Below are 15,551 nucleotides of genomic sequence, written 5' to 3'. Positions count from 1 at the left end.
GTTTCTATAAAAAGGTTCTCATGATAAGGATGTTTAGTTGAACGGGCAGCGTCATAACCTTCAACAATATTCTTATGATATTCGGAGGAGGGTTTATGTTTACACTCTCTCCAAAATTCGAATAGGCATAATTCGCAAAGGGTAAATTCCACCTTTTCATTGTCAAATGGACTAGTGTAACCAAAGTACACGCTTATATTATGGGATAAATTTGATGTAAATTCATCATCGTCTAGATCGAAAATACAGAATCTACCACAATTATTACAGCAGAACTCGTCGCCGCGTTTAGGCATAAATAATCGCTCCGTTCTATAGAATTGAATTTTTAATTGCAATTTAGATGAGATTAAAATGCAGTATAAATTTATCTAAATGTATCCGTTGTAGCGCTATGCGGAGAGCTGTTGAGTATGGTTAGGTGGCCAGGCACGAGGATTAAGTTCCATATCAAGGACTGGGACGGCCATATCGTATTTCAAATGATGACGTTGTTTATGAAATGCTTGTTAAAATCGCTAAAGCGATATAAAATATTGTTATAGTAAAAAATGGAAGCATACAAGAGTATGGAGGAAACTAAAATGAAAAAAGTTATTTCTGATAATTTAGCATCTTTCTTTTGTATAGGCTTGTTATTATATTTGACGATTGATTAAGAAAGTATATAGTTGAGTTGAGAAGGCCTGTACAGGTCCTTTTTTTATTTGTAAGAATCTCCTAGTCATCATGGAATACTGTCACTAGGAGATGTGCAACGCTATGGCGGACGAAATTGTTTATTCTGCTAGTATGGAAGTATTGCTGCGCGAGGGATTCGCTTTAAAGAAGGATAATTGTGGTAGACACCAATCCACAGAGCATGACGCTATGGTGATTGAAAAATTAATTGAACTCAGCAAGCATGCTGCTATGAAACTGAAATAGGAAGTGAAAATGATTACGCAACGATTTAAAATTACCAATCCAAATACGGAGACAGAGGAATCCCAAGGAACGAATCTAATCCCATTCCACATTCAATAGCAACTCCAGCAACAGTATGGCGTTATGGCGCAAGAAATGATTCAAGGTATATTGCGATGGAAAATTGATTGAATGAGCAGGAAAAGCAGAGTAACGAGGAAGTTAAAGCGAGTGGAAGCTTGAGATGAAACGCTTATGAAGACACTACAGGAGATGCAGGAAATGAAGAGATTAATGCAGAAATTTCGGGATGAAGTTGCTGCTTCAAGGAAGAAGAAAAAGCTGTGGTGGAAGTTTGATAATATTTTCTTAAATTATAAGATTTACATAAGGAGTCGAGTTTATGGAAGGAAAATTAGTAGCAAAATATATTTTGTATTTTTTTTCTTATCTTCTAGTTTATATAGCTGCTTATCCTATTTTATTTATCCTTGTTATGGCTACAGATGATCCAACAGTTTCACATGATTGGTTTAATGTGACCTGGTATATTTTTTCTGTAGTAGTCACAATTTTGGGAGCTTGGATTTCAAATGTTATTTTCAACGGTTCCGTAAATTTTAAAAAAAATACAAAATATTCTTGGTTTATATTTATCAGTCATTTAATTCTCATTCCTTTGACATGGAAGCTTTTCTTTTAAATTTTTACGACTGTACTAAAAATAGACATAAAAAATAAATAGGGCTTATTTTTTATCAGACACTATGTCATTTAGGATGTTCTGCTCATGTGCATTCAATTTATTAAAAATGTAGTAATCTAATATTTCATGTCTTTCATTGTGCAAATGGTTTTTATTTTATTAATTGTTTCAGGCGATACTTTTATATATTTTCTGTGGTTTAGAATCTTCTTGAATAGACGTTACAGTTATCAAGTATTTTTTATCCAAATTGAACACTCTTATTTAGTATTTTATCTCAAACAGTTAAAACGATCTTTGGGTTATATATAGAAAAAGTGATAATATAGAAATATCCCTATTTAGAAATAGGGATATTTCTATATTTTTTTACACCTCTGTTAAAAGCTTAAACTTCCTTTTCTGCTCAGGTGTTAGCTCGTTTTCTACATAACGATCTATAAGTAAGTCGATGATTTCATAAGTAAATTTTGTGTTTGTAAGTTTCATTAATACTTCAAGTTCTTCTTTTGATTGATTAGAAATTTTAATACTACCTTGCTGATTTTTAAATTTCTTTTTTGATTCAGCTTTTTCGTTTCGTTTTTCTTTTCGAGTTTCTTGTTTTTCTTCTGTCTTAGGTTGAGAGGGAGCAGCAGGTACCTCGTTATTTTCAACTACAGCTTGTCCTTGTTCTGGTACATAAGGCTCAGTAGGTTCAAAGTTACTTTTCTTTCTACCTAACAAACCAGGAGCTCTTGCCATTTTACACACCAACCTTCATTTTTTCAAACATATCAATACGAGATAATAATTCATCACTAATCTTTTCGTATAGTTCAATTACATTCATATCATGTCTATCTTTTTCAGTAATACCATTCACATCAAATCTTTTAATACGTTCCATTTGAGGGACAATGTTTTTGAATAGGTTCTCTTCACCGAAAATTTCACGAGCATTTTCCATGATATATTCGTCAACCTTACCATTGTTTTTTAATAGGACAGGAAGAATACCAACTACTTCAATATCAAGGTCATATAGTTCTTTTAACTTGATAAGTTCATTTACGTAGTTTTCTGCACCAGTAAGAGAACGTTCTTGCGTTTGTAGAGCAATTAGAACATAATCAGAAGCTACAACGGCGTTTTTCGTAACTTCTAGCGACATTGGAGGAACATCGATAAATATGTAGTCATATTTATTTTTTATTTTTTCTAGCAACCCTTTAAAGTAATGATCTTCTTCCGCTTCCGAAGAACAATTTTTATAAAGAAATTTTGCGAAGTCTTGAAAATCAACGTAAGAAGGAATTAAGTATAAATTCTCCACAATCTCTACTTCTAAGCCGTCTAAACTGCCCTCTTGTATTCCCTTCATTAATGTTCTTTCTACTGTAACAATGTCATCAGGGTTAAGAATGGATTTTGTTAACATCAGAGATTTTGTTGCGTTACTTTGTGGATCAAGGTCAACGAGTAATGTACGCTTACCCTTTTTAGCAAATTCATAAGAGTTCAATACAGCATTTGTGGTTTTACCGACTCCACCTTTGTAATTACCTACCGTAATTGTAATAGCCATTTTTAACACTCCAGTTATATTTTTTTGAAATTTCCCTATATCCCTTTATAGAAATAGGGAAAAATAGAAATAGGGAAATAGGGATATTTCTAACTATAGAAATAGGGATATTTCTATATCTCTAAAGAAATTATAACAATGATGTACGGTATATGCAATAGAATCATAGAGTTAGTAATTAATAAGAAAAACGTTGGTATCAAAAGATTATTTTGATGTATGAAGTAGAGATAGTTAAGAAATAAATATGTAATTTCGTAGAGAAGTTAGTGGACGAAAAAATAATGAAAATAGGGAAATATAGATATAGGGAAAAGGGGAAATATCCCTATATCTATAAATAGAAAAAGGGAAATAGGGAAATAGGGATATTTTGAAAAAAGTTCGTAATACAGAAGTTTACAAAGGATAAAGCTTGTTGTAACGTAGTACACAACAAGCATCATTTTACAAAACAAAACATAATTTGATATTTTACATAAATGAAGATCAAACGAGCAAAATTAAAAACAATTGAATATGAACATAAAACAAAAAGCCACTCCCATATGCTAACGGCTACCAACCTTTAGCGGGAATGACTAGCTCTAGCAAGTGTACCACCACTTGACTAGAAATTAACTGTATTAACCTGCAGTGTTAACGTTTAAGTAGTGTACCACCACTAACCTTAAACAACTATGCCTTTTCACGAGGCTTCTTTGATATACCCATTTTATCTATTATTTGACTAAAATTCAACTAGTAAGTGCTAGAATTGTATTTTTTGTAGTCAAAAGATCTATAACGGGCATCTCTAAACCTAGAAGTCTTGTGGATCTACAGGATATTCAGGAATTAGAGATGCCTTTTTGTTTTTTGTTCGCGTGGAATTGCCTGATACCACGTAAATAAAAACTGATAAGCCGTAATTCCGTGCTGCTATACATTTAGCGGGAACGTGTTATGGCGTGGCTAGCTGTTGGTCGTGCAGGGGGTACAGAGTATACGCCTACAAAAACAGCACCCCTCATTGGAATCCTGTTCTTCTGGTGAGGGAGGGCGAGAACTTGCCCAGGGACAAATCCCTAAAAGGTTCGGGTGGTTATCGTTAGCATTACGGTGCTAGGGAATACATTCAGTTTGTCTTGTAGGGACGATATTACAAGGACAAGCCATAGCAAAAGGATGTATGCGGTGAAAATCGCTGAGTGAGCAGGGTCTATACATACGGATACCTTATAAGTGACCGCATGGCGAAAACTAAGACGCTTATCCATCTATTTTGATTGATTACTTTTTTGTGATCTTTCAAAGTAGGGGATAAATCTGCCTTCCAGCCGTTTTCCTTAAACATTCCCACATGATAAAAACCTCAAGACCTTTAGTCAAGTTTAATCGCGAAGAACAGATGAAAAACTTGAAATTGTTTAGCTCTTGGGGGAATGACTTACTAAGATAGAGGAATAAATAAGGGATTTATTCCTTACTTGGTTAGAGGATAAGGGAATGGATGGTTAGAATATGCTTTATTGCTGAATTTGGTTTTACATATTGGATATAGTACGTGAAATTATACAGTTTGTTTATATGGATATTGTTTTATTCTGCAATTGATTAGAATGATAAAATATAAGGGGAAGATTCTATGGTTAATAATCTTATAGAAAAGAATTGGATTGATGATTTTATTAAAACAGATGCATTTTCAGAGGCTTTAGGTATGGTATGGCGTAATGGTTATGAATCAGGAGGTTACTTTCAATTTACTCATAAGTCACAAGTGATAGTAAAAAAGTTTGCTGATTTCTTTAGGAGAAAAATAAGATCAAGATATTGTGAAGATAAAGGGTATGTGGAATGGTATATGTCTATGAATAGTGATCATCCATTTATCAGGAAAGTAAAAGAATTTGGTTGGACACCGATACGAGAAAAATCTAGGTTATTTCCTAAAGCTGAGTTTAATATTTTTCCAATGGAAAAAAGACAGAGCAGGGAGATTTTTATCTAGTCGGTACGTATTTGGGACAGAAATTGATGTCACTTAATGCTGAAAAAGAGTTCAATGAAAAAAGGGAACCTCTACTTCAGGCGTTAGGATAAAATGAAAATGATATCGGACCAGATAAAACACCTCAGCAAAGAGTTGCGGAAGCAAGAGCTGCCTTAAAAGCACAAGGGCTTGATGATACAAGCTGTAAGAATACCTACAGAAGAAAAAAAAGCTAAGTTTTTAAGAAAAGAAGCAGAAAAACAAAAGAATCCAAAGCAAGGCGTAGAACGTGCTGGAACAGTAACTTCATCTTGGAACATACCAGATGATTGGGTGCAAAAAGGTGACATTGTTATTACACCAGACTCTAATTACGGTATTACAGGACATTCTGGCATTATTGATAAAGACTTCACTGAACTAATAAAGGAGAATATCTATTAGTACATGCACCAGGAACATCAGCATCGCCTGCAATCTAAATGGGAGTTTATCCATAAGGGAAATCAGGAATACTCTAACTTTGTATATTAAAGGTATGAAAAAGATAAGGGAGCTGCGCTTGGATTACGAGCTTATTTCTTTGGTAAGGGTGGAATGTGGTGAGGTTAAAATATAAAAATGTAGGACATTTTTTATTTAAAAAAAGACACCATAAGATGCCTTCCTCCCACCTGAACCACTTTAATTTTAATAAACTATAGGGACTTTTCCTGTGAGCTTTGTAAGTAGTTTTTAAGAAATTATGAGTGGTTATTTTCGTTTTCAAAATATTCTTTTTTAATTATTTGTAATTTGCTTTCATTTTTTGTTAATTTAAATATAAATAATGCTGTTTTCATGTTATCAGCAACATCTTCTTCATTATATTGTTTAAGTTTTAATAAATTCCAAGCTTTTCCATAGTATAATTCACCTAATAAATATAAAGTATTTAGATTTATAGCTAGTTTGATGCCCATATCATTGTATTTTATTGCCTCTTCGTGTTGATTTACATGACCTAAATTTTTTGCTAAATTGAAAATAATTTTTAATTTAATTTCTTTATCTTTAGGGAAATCTAACTTATTATAGTTAGTTAAACATTTTCTTAATATATTAATACTTTTCTCATATTCTTTATTTGCCCCATAAAATATAGCCTTTGTCTGCATAATATCTATTTCTCTTTCTGATAAACAATCAACATTAGTTACAGTTAGTTTTAATGCGTTATTTAAAAAATCTAAAGCCGCTTTTATTGATTGATCTACCACAAATATAGCAATTGCTTCATGCCATAGTAGAAATTGTTTATCTTCTTTTGTTTGGAAATTTTTTTCATCTTTCTCTTTTTTCACTATTTCATAAAGTTCTTTATATTGTTTTTGCTTTAAGCAATCTTTTATTACACATTTTACATTTTCTACATATTTTATTTTTTTGTTTTGAGTTAGTGCAAATATATTATTTGGATCAATACCAAGTCTTTCTGATAATTGATATAACAATACGCTAGATGGATAAATCACACCTTTTTCGATTTTACTAATTTGACTTTGTGAACATATTCCATGACATAATTCGGATTGTGATATATTTTTTTTAATTCTAAGTTCTTTAATGGTAATACCCAAATTATTAAATTCCATTTTCCCCACCTACTATTTAGCACTTTATTAGTATGATATTCTCTAACCTTAATGTAATGTAAAGTTAATATAGTTGCAATTATTATTTGTTTTAAAGGCCCTACCATTTTCATAGGATGGTGAGGATTTTTAATGCATAAAAAAAAACACCCTAAGATGTCTCCTTTTACTTGTACACTTGGTGTTAAGAAGGTGTTTGTATTGCTTAAAAACCAAAAAAAATATAACAATCATCGAGTAAACTTATTATAGCATCAATAAATAGGGTATATACATGTAATGTTTATTATATATAGATTTTTTTATATTTTATCTATATAGTTAAATATTCTGTTATTTGTTTTAATTCGTTTACTTATTTTATTTTATTTTTGAGCGCTTCAGTAATGGAGTCTTTTTTTATGCAATAAAACATTTTTTTACGTTATTTAGTTGATCTATATTAATTTTACCTTCTTAAATGGATATCTATATTTTACCAAATAATTAGATGGATACCATCTTTTTCTAATAATCTAGTGAATTAATAATTTTAAAGTTATTTGTTAATTATTATATGATCATGCAACGAAGATTGAGAAATCAAGAATTATAAAAAATTCATAGTATCTTGGGGAAATGTATATTTATTATTTAAATATTAATATGTTATAATGAAAATCTCTAAAACTACCCAAAAAGGACTGCCAGTAATGGTAGTCTTTTTTATATTGGTGGGATTGTACTAGTATGATAGAATAGAATTAACTGTATATTGTGAGGGTGATTGGTTATCCCTTCTTTCCATTTGGAAGGAAAGGGGGTGATATACCTATGGAGTTTTTGTTTGAGCTTCTGAAAGAATTTGTGAAAGCCATTGTACGTGAAATTTCTGCGTATGTTTTTAGGAAACAAATTTTAGAAAAAGATAACAAAAAACCCACTCCTCGTCGCCGTCGGAAGCAAAAGGGTGGGTTTCGTAAAAAATAAATGATATAACCACCACCCTGACGGTAGCAGTTACTAGAAGAGATGTTAGCGCATCTCTTCTTTTATTATATACACAAGGTATTACTATAATACTAATACAGTAATTATATCAAATGCATATAAAAAATCAATGAGCACGTAATAGATATAATGTACAAAAGATAAGACATCCAAAGGTGCCTTCCTCCAAATTGAATCACTTTAATTTTAATAATATGTATTGGACTCCCATTCAAGTATCATTTTTCTCAATGAACAATTGGTATATTTTGGGGTTCTTTTTACTATTTTTATGTTAAGATATTTTGGTTGTTATCTGTCTTATTTTAGGAGGTTTGAAGATTTGTTACAGGCTTTTCATATGGATTTTAGCTTCTATACAGAAAGTATAAAAGTTTTGGGGTTATTAGGGAATTCTACTCGATTATCAATTGTTTGTAAATTGGTTACATATGGATCGTTGTCAGTTTCTGATTTAAGTAAGCAAACAAAAATTACAGAAGATTTGATTGTACAACATTTGCGTAAATTGACCTCTGGAAATATTGTAATTAGTGAACGTATAGGGAAAAGGCTTCATTTTAAAATAAATGATAATAAAACAATTGAGATTATTAAGGTATTAGGGTTATTAAGTTAAATTTAATCACTTTAGATATAAATGATTTTGTTATAGTTTAATTGTGCAAAATTACATTTAGTCCATCTACAGAAATAGGTGGGTTTTTAATATACAAAAAAGATACCCATATAAGAGTGTCTTTTCCAATAGTTTTTTTAGCAGAAGCAACTGCATCCGATAATAATTAATAGTATAAAGAGTACAACGAGTAAAGCGAATCCTCCGGCAAAACCGCAGCCTTCGCCGCAACTACCACCATATCCCATAATATTAGTGCCTCCTTTAGATAAGAGGTTAAAACTAGGGTTCATTCCATGCTTTTTAATGGGTTTAATTTACCTTATGTATTTAAGAATTAATTGAGCAGGTCCTTTTGAAAATAAAAGAAAGACACCAAAAGGTGCCTTTCTCCAACTTGAACCACTTTAATTTTAATAATATGCATTAGACTCCCATCCAAATATTATTTTACCGCATGAAGAAATTTTGGTCATTGAGGAAAAATAAAAGCACTCTTTCGAGTGCCTTCAACTATTCTACTTTTAAATTAATTTCTTTACCTGTCATACCGCCACTAGCCTTTAGGAAAAGTCCTTCAGCATCTTTTGGTATATCAAATACAATTTTACCTGTCTGTGTTAGACCAGGATTCAATTGTTTTAAGAAGAAGTCAGTTTTCCCACCATTAGCTAAGTCAAAAGATGTTTGGCCTTGTGTTGAATATGTGAATTCACGACCTTTGTTATCTACCAACTTAAAACTATTAGCATCAACAGTGATAGCATCTTTTTGGCTATTAGTAAGTGTAACTTCTAAAATTTTAAAGACACCTTGTGCTTGTTCTTTTGTATATTCATTACCCACAGAATCTACTGTTTCCATAGATCCTACAGCGATTTTTACATCAGAAGATACACCTTCTTTTGATACTGCTTTACTGTCTGTTGAAGTTTTTTCTGTTGAATCTCCACCACCAGCAACCATAGCAATTATTCCGATTACAAATAAAGCTATAATTCCTAGGCATCCAAACTTAAATATCTTTCCCACGTTTGTTCCTCCAATTATGTAAAATGTAAGATTGCCAAGTTAATAATAACAAATTATATATATGGATATTGTCATATTATGTCGAAAGGGAATAAAAAGATGGTTTAGAATTTTCAGTCCGTGATTGAGTCTTGTGACCTATTTTTATAAGTATCTAGGCTTTATCTCTTACTCATAAAAAAAGACACCAAAAGGTGCCTTTCTTCAACTTGAACCGCTTTAATTGTAATAATATGTATTGGAATCCCATCCAAATATTATTTTCCCACATTAATTAGTTTTATATATTGAGAAATATGACTTAGGTCTATAATTTATCTAAAAGCATCCATTTGAACTGCTGCTTCATAAATAAACCTAGTTTCTTTGGCTGTAATCCCAAACGTTTAGCGGTTTTAGCGGTTATTTCAGCAACCTGAGGATCATGTACTTCATGAATGTAGTTTTCATCGCTATTTGTAAGAATGTTGTACTGTTGTTTTATAAAGTCGAGTATAGCCTTATGGCGTATTCCATTACTTACATATTGCCCATTCTGTGAAGAAGGAAAGGAAGTAATTAAGAACGATTTTGAGGCTGCTATCAAATTTGCACCGTGTATTTGCGAAGCAGGGAATCGCAGCTCTGAAGAATTGGAGAGAAGATGTCATGGCGTTATGGCGGAGCTAAGAGAAATTCATCAATTACAATTGGAGGGGAAATGAAATCCCGATATTTGGAAGGGATTTAGAGGAGGAGAATTACACAATGGCTTTACAGCAGGGATGGTACATGAAGAAATTGCGTCGTAACTTATATATTGCTTTAGAAGAGTTGGACTTGGCGATTAATGAAAGTGAAGTGATTCAATTATGAAAAAATGTGGGGTTAGGATAAAGATATTCTTAAAATAGCAAAAGAGCTAGGAAGGCATCAATTAGAAATTGTCGCATTAATCATGGATCAGGCAGATAAGAACAAAATTAAATCTCGTCCAATGGGAGTAGAGGCATGAATCAACTAAAACTGGAGGGGGTAATTGGGGGTTTTGATTATATCGAAACAAATACCGTGAGCAAATTTTCGAAGCGTAATAGCGTTATGACGTTCTCTAGTAGAGTTTTAAAATGAAGATGAAAAGTGGAAGATTCGTCGGTTTGAGGCGAAGTCCGAGAGCGAAGCTACAGGAATGCCTAAAGAGAATTAAGGAAAGATAGAAATTATTACTACTTATATTTCGGATAGAACCTTAGAAGAGATAATGTATTTGGATTAGGAGGTATAGCGTTATGACGCGTAATAAAAAGTTAAGCGTGGTAATTGGACCTGTGGATAGTGGTTTTAGAGGAGAAGTTGGTGTACTAAATAGTTTTGGAAGTAGGGGGATTAAATAAAAAAGGCTAGGATTTGCTCCTAGCAAAGAGTTATGTCGTACAGAAAGGTACAAACCTGATTGTTTGTGATTTGATTATATAACGTTTCTAGGGTAGAAGGATTGAATCATAGCAATCTTTACGTAACTTTTACATGTGATTGAAGTATTTGATTAAAATGAAATTTGAATTTTGTAGAACTGCAGAATGAGGAAATATACCTAGAGTATTAGCGAAACCCAACCATAATCAATTCTTCATCGATTATTTCAATTACGAATCTATATTCTTTATCTAATAGCCAGTAATAAAAACTGACCGCATCAACGTCAACTAGTGATTGGAATACTGTATTGAGATTTGTACTTACTACAGGGATTTCATAGTTATCCCATAATATAAAAATCTGCTCATTAAAATCTAGTTGTTTTGCTCTAATAAGGGAAATTAGCTGTTCTTTGTTTGAAGCTATTAATTTATTGTCTATCTGTTCCCAATCTATTCTTCCCGAGATAGTTATAGGAAATAAATTCATTAAAGTAGTAGCAATCTGTTGGCTTTTTTCCTGAGAGAAAATGAGAGTTTCGTCTCCTAGGGATTCAAGGCATTCATTAAACAAAGGATTTGTATCGTTTCTATTTTTTGTTTTCAGTTCTCTTAACTTTTGTAGAATTTTCCATTTTCTTGACGATCTATCATTCATTTTTAACATTCCTCATACAATTATTTATGAATGAGTATAGCATATAAGGGAAGTCCTTATGAAAATGAATTTTTATACTATAAATTAAACAAAAGCGTTATTTTATAGTAATGTTTCCTCATAACAATCTAAATTATTTTAAAGACCATGATATATCATCAAGGGCTGTATAAATATAACTATACATACGGTAAAAGAGATACTGTGGATTGTTTTTTGGGTTCCATTTCATAAAAATCACCTCTCATACAAATAGTTTAATTGTATTATATAATTATTAATTCTAATATTAAGAAAAATAGTTGTTAATTAAGGTGAATTTAAACAAATTGGTTATTAAAAAAAGAACTCTTATGGAAAGATAAGAGGTCATCAAAAAATGTTGTATTTGAAACACGTGATGTTTCACAAAGGTATTGTAACGTTAATATCTATATATTATGTATATTAAATTTAAGAAGTAGGTGAAAATAATAAAGTGCATAGTTAAAAAACCCTAGGATTAGGGGGTCTAGGGCTTTCTGTATTGGTATATCTCACACGATATTATAAAAAGAAAAGAACGTATTGAAGATAATACATGAATGTTTCATAAATGTATCAAAAAAGTGAACAAAAACGATATTTTAATTGTTACAGCCCCTTGAAGGGCGCTCCAAGGGGCTAAGATTCGAGAATTTTTAAACTCTTGTTTAATTATATGAGAACTCCCTAAGGAGTATATATGTAATTTTAACACTTAACTAATTATTTTTACAATCATATATTAAGATTTTATATAACACTTAATGAAAAAATGGTCCTTATTAATACGTAAGGGCCCCATAAACAGAGAAAAAGTTGCATGTGACTCTATATGATAGTTATATAAATATATTAATATTTGTACTTTTGGTGTAGTAGAGATTGCAAAATTCTATTTTAATTGAAAGGAGAATGAGAAGATAGTATACATAGAATAAGGGAATGCAGTATAGATCGATCTACATGCATTCCCTTGCTATAAACATATTATTTTTATAGTTTTTGGTAACAAATGTTAGTATTTTATATGATTTAAAGAGTTTATTTTATGGTTCGTAGCAAGTAATCTGTTATTAGGCTTAATGTATTAAAAATACAGATTTTGTATTGTAAGAGAAATTATATTATCTACCTCATGTGTTCAAAACACAATCCAAAAAGCTTATAACAACAGATACTAAAGAGGACATGGCGGAGAACCAGGGCCGAGATAAAAGCCACATGTAAACAATTAGAGAAATCCAGAAGTTTAGAAGATGATTGCAGCGAGTAAGGATAAGAAATGATCCGAGTTTTGAAAGTAGGTTTGCCCAGTTTTGGGGAGTTAGGAGATAAATAATATGGATTGGTCCAGAGCTAAAGAGATCATTTCTAATCGAATTGAAGTAGCTGACCACGGTGCTGGGATGAGCCCACTTGATGAATGGTGGAAAGAAATGACTCAAATTCTTTCTAAAAACCAAAGCGAAACCGAAAAGTTCCTAGAAGAAAGATCAAGTAAAGAACTGTATTTTTTGAGTGAACTATTTGAGGAGGTAGCTTATGAATTTAAAACAGATTCTTTTATACAGTTCCTGAAAGAATTGCACTTGAGACATCCAGATGCAGAAATGGAAGAACAAATTGAAGAAGCAGAAGAAGTGATTAAAAAATGTTATTGAAATAGGGTTTCCCAATTTGGGAAGTCCTTTTTTACTGCCCTTCTTGGAATGAAAGTTATCAATATTTGATATATATGAAATGAAAATCAAGTTTTATGAAGTCTTGGAAGCTAACGGATACCATTGCAAGATTAGGGGTTAATACCTAAACAACGATTACTTAGGTGAGGTTAAGTCCTTTTATATTAGAACTACAGATATGTATTTAAGAAGGTGTTTGAGGCCTACGAGGGGGTTACAGAAGCGCGCATATTAAGAAGGTATACAGGCGAGATTACAATAGGAATTTCAATTAAATAAAAAAGAAACAAGTTCAATAATTAAATAACATACCTTATTAATTTAATAAAAAGAATTCTAGAATCCCAGAATTCTTTTTGCTATTTAAGGAATAATCAAATCACAGTATATCTTTGTTGTTTTGCAACGATTTTACGTATAAAGAAAAAAGCAACCTTGCTAAGTACAAATATTGCAGTACTGAATATAAGGAACAGTACTCTATAATATTAGCCCTATTATTTTTACAAGTAAATTTGTAAGTGTACTATATTTCGAGGCTACCTTTGGTAGTTGTAATTGTTAGCTTTAGTTCTTCTGGTTGATCTGTTTGATTACTAGGTATGTTTCTTTTTTGCTGATTCTTTGGATTTTTAAGAGCTTCTAAATACTTATCAATATCAAACCAATATTTTTTTCCATCCGAGTGGAATTTGTATCGTGGATGCTGATGTAAATCATACTTTTTATCTTTAAATGGTCTTTTACCGATTATTTGGACAATACAGGTATCACGTTCCATTGTTAACAGCTCGTCTTGTGTCATTAATTCTCTACCTAATTTTGAGTAATTTTGCCCAAAACTATCATTGTTGGAGAGTGTTTTACTTTCGTTATAGTCATTGATTGTTTCTTTTCCAAGTTCTTCACTTAAAGATTTAATTGTTGACTTTTCTTTTCCACCTAAGAAAATAGACGTATCACAGTTACCAATAATTGTATCAGCACTGTCTTTATAAATTGGTTTCAGCTGTGAGAGCGTTTGTAAAATAATGGTTGCTGAAATGTTACGTGAACGGATTGTTGCAATTAATTTTTCAAAGTTTGGAATCAATCCAATGTTAGCGAATTCATCTAGTATAAATCGTACATGAGTTGGTAATGAACCTCTGTGTTTTTCATCTGCAATTGTACAAAGCATGTTAAACAGCTGTGAATACATTATAGATACAATAAAATTAAAAGTAGAATCTGTATCAGGTACAATAACGAATAATGCTGTTTTACGCCCTTGATCTCCAAGTGTATCGAGGTTTAATTCATCTTTTGAGATTAAATCACGAAGTGCAGGGATATTTAATGGAGCTAACCTTGCACCGCAAGAGATTAAAATACTTTTTGCTGTTTTACCAGCAGCGTTTTTATATAATTTATATTGCTTTACAGCAAAGTGAGTATTATCCTCTTTTTCTAATTCTTCAAAAAGATAATCTATAGGATTTTTATAGTCCTCATCATCTTCTTTTACCGTTGAATATGAAATTAAATCAATTAATGTTCCTAAATGTTGTTCGTCTTTAGGGAATTTTGAAACGATTAAACTTAAATACGCCTGATATAGTAGTCTTTCCGCCTTTACCCAAAAATCTTCCCCTTTTTTTGAACCTTCTCCTTCTGTGTTCGCCATTATAGTATTAACAAGTTTTAAAATATCTTGTTCGTTGTACACATACTTTAATGGATTGTATCGCATACTTTTTGAAAAGTTTATGGTATTAAATATTTTAATTTTATATTTTCCTACATTTTTTAATGCCATACCTAGTTCATTAACAATCGTCCCTTTTGGATCTGTAACTACAAAACTAGCATTCATCTGTAGCATATTTGGTTTAACTATGAATCGTGTTTTACCACTACCAGACCCACCAATTACTGTCACATTTTTATTACGTCGTACATCAAAGGGAGCATCTTTATCATCTAATCTAAGCTTTGTATTCTTTGAAAATATAATGTTATTATATTGGTCATTTTCGTCATACATATTTTTCAAATCTTTTTGAACACTACCCCATTGCGCTGAACCATGTTCAGCACCTTTTTTATATTTCTTTTTATTATTTTTCTTGTCGATCACAACGTATACAGCAAATACTACTGTAAACATTGGGACGAACAAGTCAATAACGTCAAAAGACAAAGGAAAAGCGTATAAGAGATATTGCGGTTCTGAAAACAAATAATCAAATGCAGCAAGTGTATTACCTTCAAAAGTTACCCTAAAGTAATAAAAAAGGTAATTTAATAGAATAAACAAAATTACACCAAGAATAATATAAGCTTTATTTTCCTTGATTTTTTCCATTGTAATACTCCTTC

The 15,551-nt window shown here is 31.5% G+C and carries 14 protein-coding genes and 6 pseudogenes; 11 read left to right on the top strand and 9 right to left on the bottom strand.

All coding sequences use genetic code 11. The annotated features are described in order from the left end of the window. Positions 1-762: 762 nt before the first annotated feature. Positions 763-1,263, top strand: a pseudogene (locus AC241_RS31230) (DUF3967 domain-containing protein); the annotation flags it as partial. Between the two features lie 46 nt (positions 1,264-1,309). Further along, entirely contained in the window at positions 1,310-1,609 is a 300-nt protein-coding gene (locus tag AC241_RS31225; RefSeq protein ID WP_050845625.1) for a hypothetical protein, read from the top strand. A gap of 45 nt (positions 1,610-1,654) precedes the next feature. Here the strand turns inward: AC241_RS31225 and AC241_RS35575 are convergent. The 3 genes and pseudogenes from AC241_RS35575 to AC241_RS31215 form a co-directional block, all read right to left on the bottom strand. Continuing rightward, positions 1,655-1,861 (bottom strand): annotated as a pseudogene (locus AC241_RS35575) (hypothetical protein). Between the two features lie 120 nt (positions 1,862-1,981). Next, positions 1,982-2,356 (bottom strand): DUF5388 domain-containing protein, encoded by a 375-nt coding sequence (locus AC241_RS31220; protein ID WP_013450093.1) that lies wholly within the window; start codon positions 2,354-2,356, stop codon positions 1,982-1,984. 1 nt (position 2,357) lies between these two features. Then, positions 2,358-3,179 carry a ParA family protein gene (locus tag AC241_RS31215; RefSeq protein ID WP_013450092.1) on the bottom strand — a complete coding sequence of 274 codons (822 nt, stop codon included), beginning with the start codon at positions 3,177-3,179 and terminating at the stop codon, positions 2,358-2,360. 1,627 nt (positions 3,180-4,806) lie between these two features. On the opposite strand from AC241_RS31215, the gene AC241_RS34540 reads away from it, so the two are divergent. After that, positions 4,807-5,172, top strand: a complete 366-nt coding sequence (locus AC241_RS34540) for a hypothetical protein (RefSeq protein ID WP_230690655.1) — start codon at positions 4,807-4,809, stop codon at positions 5,170-5,172. Between the two features lie 174 nt (positions 5,173-5,346). Next, positions 5,347-5,598: a hypothetical protein gene (locus AC241_RS35570; RefSeq protein ID WP_050845624.1), complete on the top strand. Its 252-nt coding sequence runs from the start codon at positions 5,347-5,349 to the stop codon at positions 5,596-5,598. A 299-nt stretch (positions 5,599-5,897) separates the two neighbouring features. On the opposite strand, the gene AC241_RS31200 is transcribed toward AC241_RS35570, so the two are convergent. Next, positions 5,898-6,788, bottom strand: a complete 891-nt coding sequence (locus AC241_RS31200) for a helix-turn-helix domain-containing protein (protein ID WP_050845623.1) — start codon at positions 6,786-6,788, stop codon at positions 5,898-5,900. Positions 6,789-7,601: 813 nt separating this feature from the next. Between AC241_RS31200 and AC241_RS35060 the strand changes: the two genes are divergently transcribed. Together AC241_RS35060 and AC241_RS31195 are read left to right on the top strand one after the other, a co-directional pair. Further along, complete coding sequence (locus AC241_RS35060) at positions 7,602-7,757, top strand: hypothetical protein (protein ID WP_196303456.1); 156 nt, start codon at positions 7,602-7,604, stop codon at positions 7,755-7,757. A 361-nt stretch (positions 7,758-8,118) separates the two neighbouring features. Next, complete coding sequence (locus AC241_RS31195) at positions 8,119-8,397, top strand: ArsR/SmtB family transcription factor (protein WP_050845668.1); 279 nt, start codon at positions 8,119-8,121, stop codon at positions 8,395-8,397. A gap of 137 nt (positions 8,398-8,534) precedes the next feature. Here the strand turns inward: AC241_RS31195 and AC241_RS34095 are convergent, their stop codons facing one another. From AC241_RS34095 to AC241_RS31185, 3 genes are all read right to left on the bottom strand, one after another. Further along, complete coding sequence (locus tag AC241_RS34095; RefSeq protein WP_000540371.1) at positions 8,535-8,645, bottom strand: YjcZ family sporulation protein; 111 nt, start codon at positions 8,643-8,645, stop codon at positions 8,535-8,537. A gap of 265 nt (positions 8,646-8,910) precedes the next feature. Beyond that, entirely contained in the window at positions 8,911-9,429 is a 519-nt protein-coding gene (locus AC241_RS31190; protein WP_050845622.1) for a DUF4352 domain-containing protein, read from the bottom strand. 307 nt (positions 9,430-9,736) lie between these two features. Next, entirely contained in the window at positions 9,737-10,015 is a 279-nt protein-coding gene (locus tag AC241_RS31185; RefSeq protein WP_050845621.1) for a hypothetical protein, read from the bottom strand. Between AC241_RS31185 and AC241_RS35565 the strand changes: the two are divergent. The 4 pseudogenes from AC241_RS35565 to AC241_RS35555 form a co-directional block, all read left to right on the top strand. Beyond that, positions 9,987-10,220 (top strand): annotated as a pseudogene (locus AC241_RS35565) (hypothetical protein). The gene AC241_RS31185 and the pseudogene AC241_RS35565 sit on opposite strands and share 29 nt — an antisense overlap. After that, positions 10,177-10,423, top strand: a pseudogene (locus AC241_RS31180) (helix-turn-helix domain containing protein). The pseudogenes AC241_RS35565 and AC241_RS31180 overlap by 44 nt, the downstream one beginning before the upstream one ends. Continuing rightward, positions 10,420-10,684: pseudogene (locus tag AC241_RS35560) on the top strand (hypothetical protein). The pseudogenes AC241_RS31180 and AC241_RS35560 overlap by 4 nt, the downstream one beginning before the upstream one ends. After that, positions 10,680-10,772, top strand: a pseudogene (locus AC241_RS35555) (dUTP diphosphatase); the annotation flags it as partial. The pseudogenes AC241_RS35560 and AC241_RS35555, both read left to right, overlap by 5 nt. A gap of 238 nt (positions 10,773-11,010) precedes the next feature. Here the strand turns inward: AC241_RS35555 and AC241_RS31170 are convergent. Next, complete coding sequence (locus AC241_RS31170) at positions 11,011-11,484, bottom strand: CDI toxin immunity protein (protein WP_050845620.1); 474 nt, start codon at positions 11,482-11,484, stop codon at positions 11,011-11,013. A 1,364-nt stretch (positions 11,485-12,848) separates the two neighbouring features. On the opposite strand from AC241_RS31170, the gene AC241_RS31165 reads away from it, so the two are divergent. Then, positions 12,849-13,169: a hypothetical protein gene (locus AC241_RS31165; protein WP_050845619.1), complete on the top strand. Its 321-nt coding sequence runs from the start codon at positions 12,849-12,851 to the stop codon at positions 13,167-13,169. Positions 13,170-13,716: 547 nt separating this feature from the next. Here the strand turns inward: AC241_RS31165 and AC241_RS31160 are convergent. Then, complete coding sequence (locus tag AC241_RS31160) at positions 13,717-15,537, bottom strand: VirD4-like conjugal transfer protein, CD1115 family (protein WP_050845618.1); 1,821 nt, start codon at positions 15,535-15,537, stop codon at positions 13,717-13,719. Between the last annotated feature and the right edge of the window lie 14 nt (positions 15,538-15,551).

It is taken from the genome of Bacillus thuringiensis (assembly GCF_001182785.1).
Taxonomy (GTDB): Bacteria; Bacillota; Bacilli; order Bacillales; family Bacillaceae_G; genus Bacillus_A; species Bacillus_A thuringiensis_S.
This window is presented reverse-complemented; position numbering and strand designations above follow the sequence as displayed.

Excerpts from the sequence above, each read along its gene's own strand:
- AC241_RS31225 (WP_050845625.1), top strand. The coding sequence starts at position 1,310 with ATGGAAGGAAAATTAGTAGCAAAATATATTTTGTATTTTTTTTCTTAT.
- AC241_RS31220 (WP_013450093.1), bottom strand. The coding sequence starts at position 2,356 with ATGGCAAGAGCTCCTGGTTTGTTAGGTAGAAAGAAAAGTAACTTTGAA.
- AC241_RS31215 (WP_013450092.1), bottom strand. The coding sequence starts at position 3,179 with ATGGCTATTACAATTACGGTAGGTAATTACAAAGGTGGAGTCGGTAAA.
- AC241_RS34540 (WP_230690655.1), top strand. The coding sequence starts at position 4,807 with ATGGTTAATAATCTTATAGAAAAGAATTGGATTGATGATTTTATTAAA.
- AC241_RS35570 (WP_050845624.1), top strand. The coding sequence starts at position 5,347 with ATGATACAAGCTGTAAGAATACCTACAGAAGAAAAAAAAGCTAAGTTT.
- AC241_RS31200 (WP_050845623.1), bottom strand. The coding sequence starts at position 6,788 with ATGGAATTTAATAATTTGGGTATTACCATTAAAGAACTTAGAATTAAA.
- AC241_RS35060 (WP_196303456.1), top strand. The coding sequence starts at position 7,602 with ATGGAGTTTTTGTTTGAGCTTCTGAAAGAATTTGTGAAAGCCATTGTA.
- AC241_RS31195 (WP_050845668.1), top strand. The coding sequence starts at position 8,119 with ATGGATTTTAGCTTCTATACAGAAAGTATAAAAGTTTTGGGGTTATTA.
- AC241_RS34095 (WP_000540371.1), bottom strand. The coding sequence starts at position 8,645 with ATGGGATATGGTGGTAGTTGCGGCGAAGGCTGCGGTTTTGCCGGAGGA.
- AC241_RS31170 (WP_050845620.1), bottom strand. The coding sequence starts at position 11,484 with ATGAATGATAGATCGTCAAGAAAATGGAAAATTCTACAAAAGTTAAGA.
- AC241_RS31165 (WP_050845619.1), top strand. The coding sequence starts at position 12,849 with ATGGATTGGTCCAGAGCTAAAGAGATCATTTCTAATCGAATTGAAGTA.
- AC241_RS31160 (WP_050845618.1), bottom strand. The coding sequence starts at position 15,537 with ATGGAAAAAATCAAGGAAAATAAAGCTTATATTATTCTTGGTGTAATT.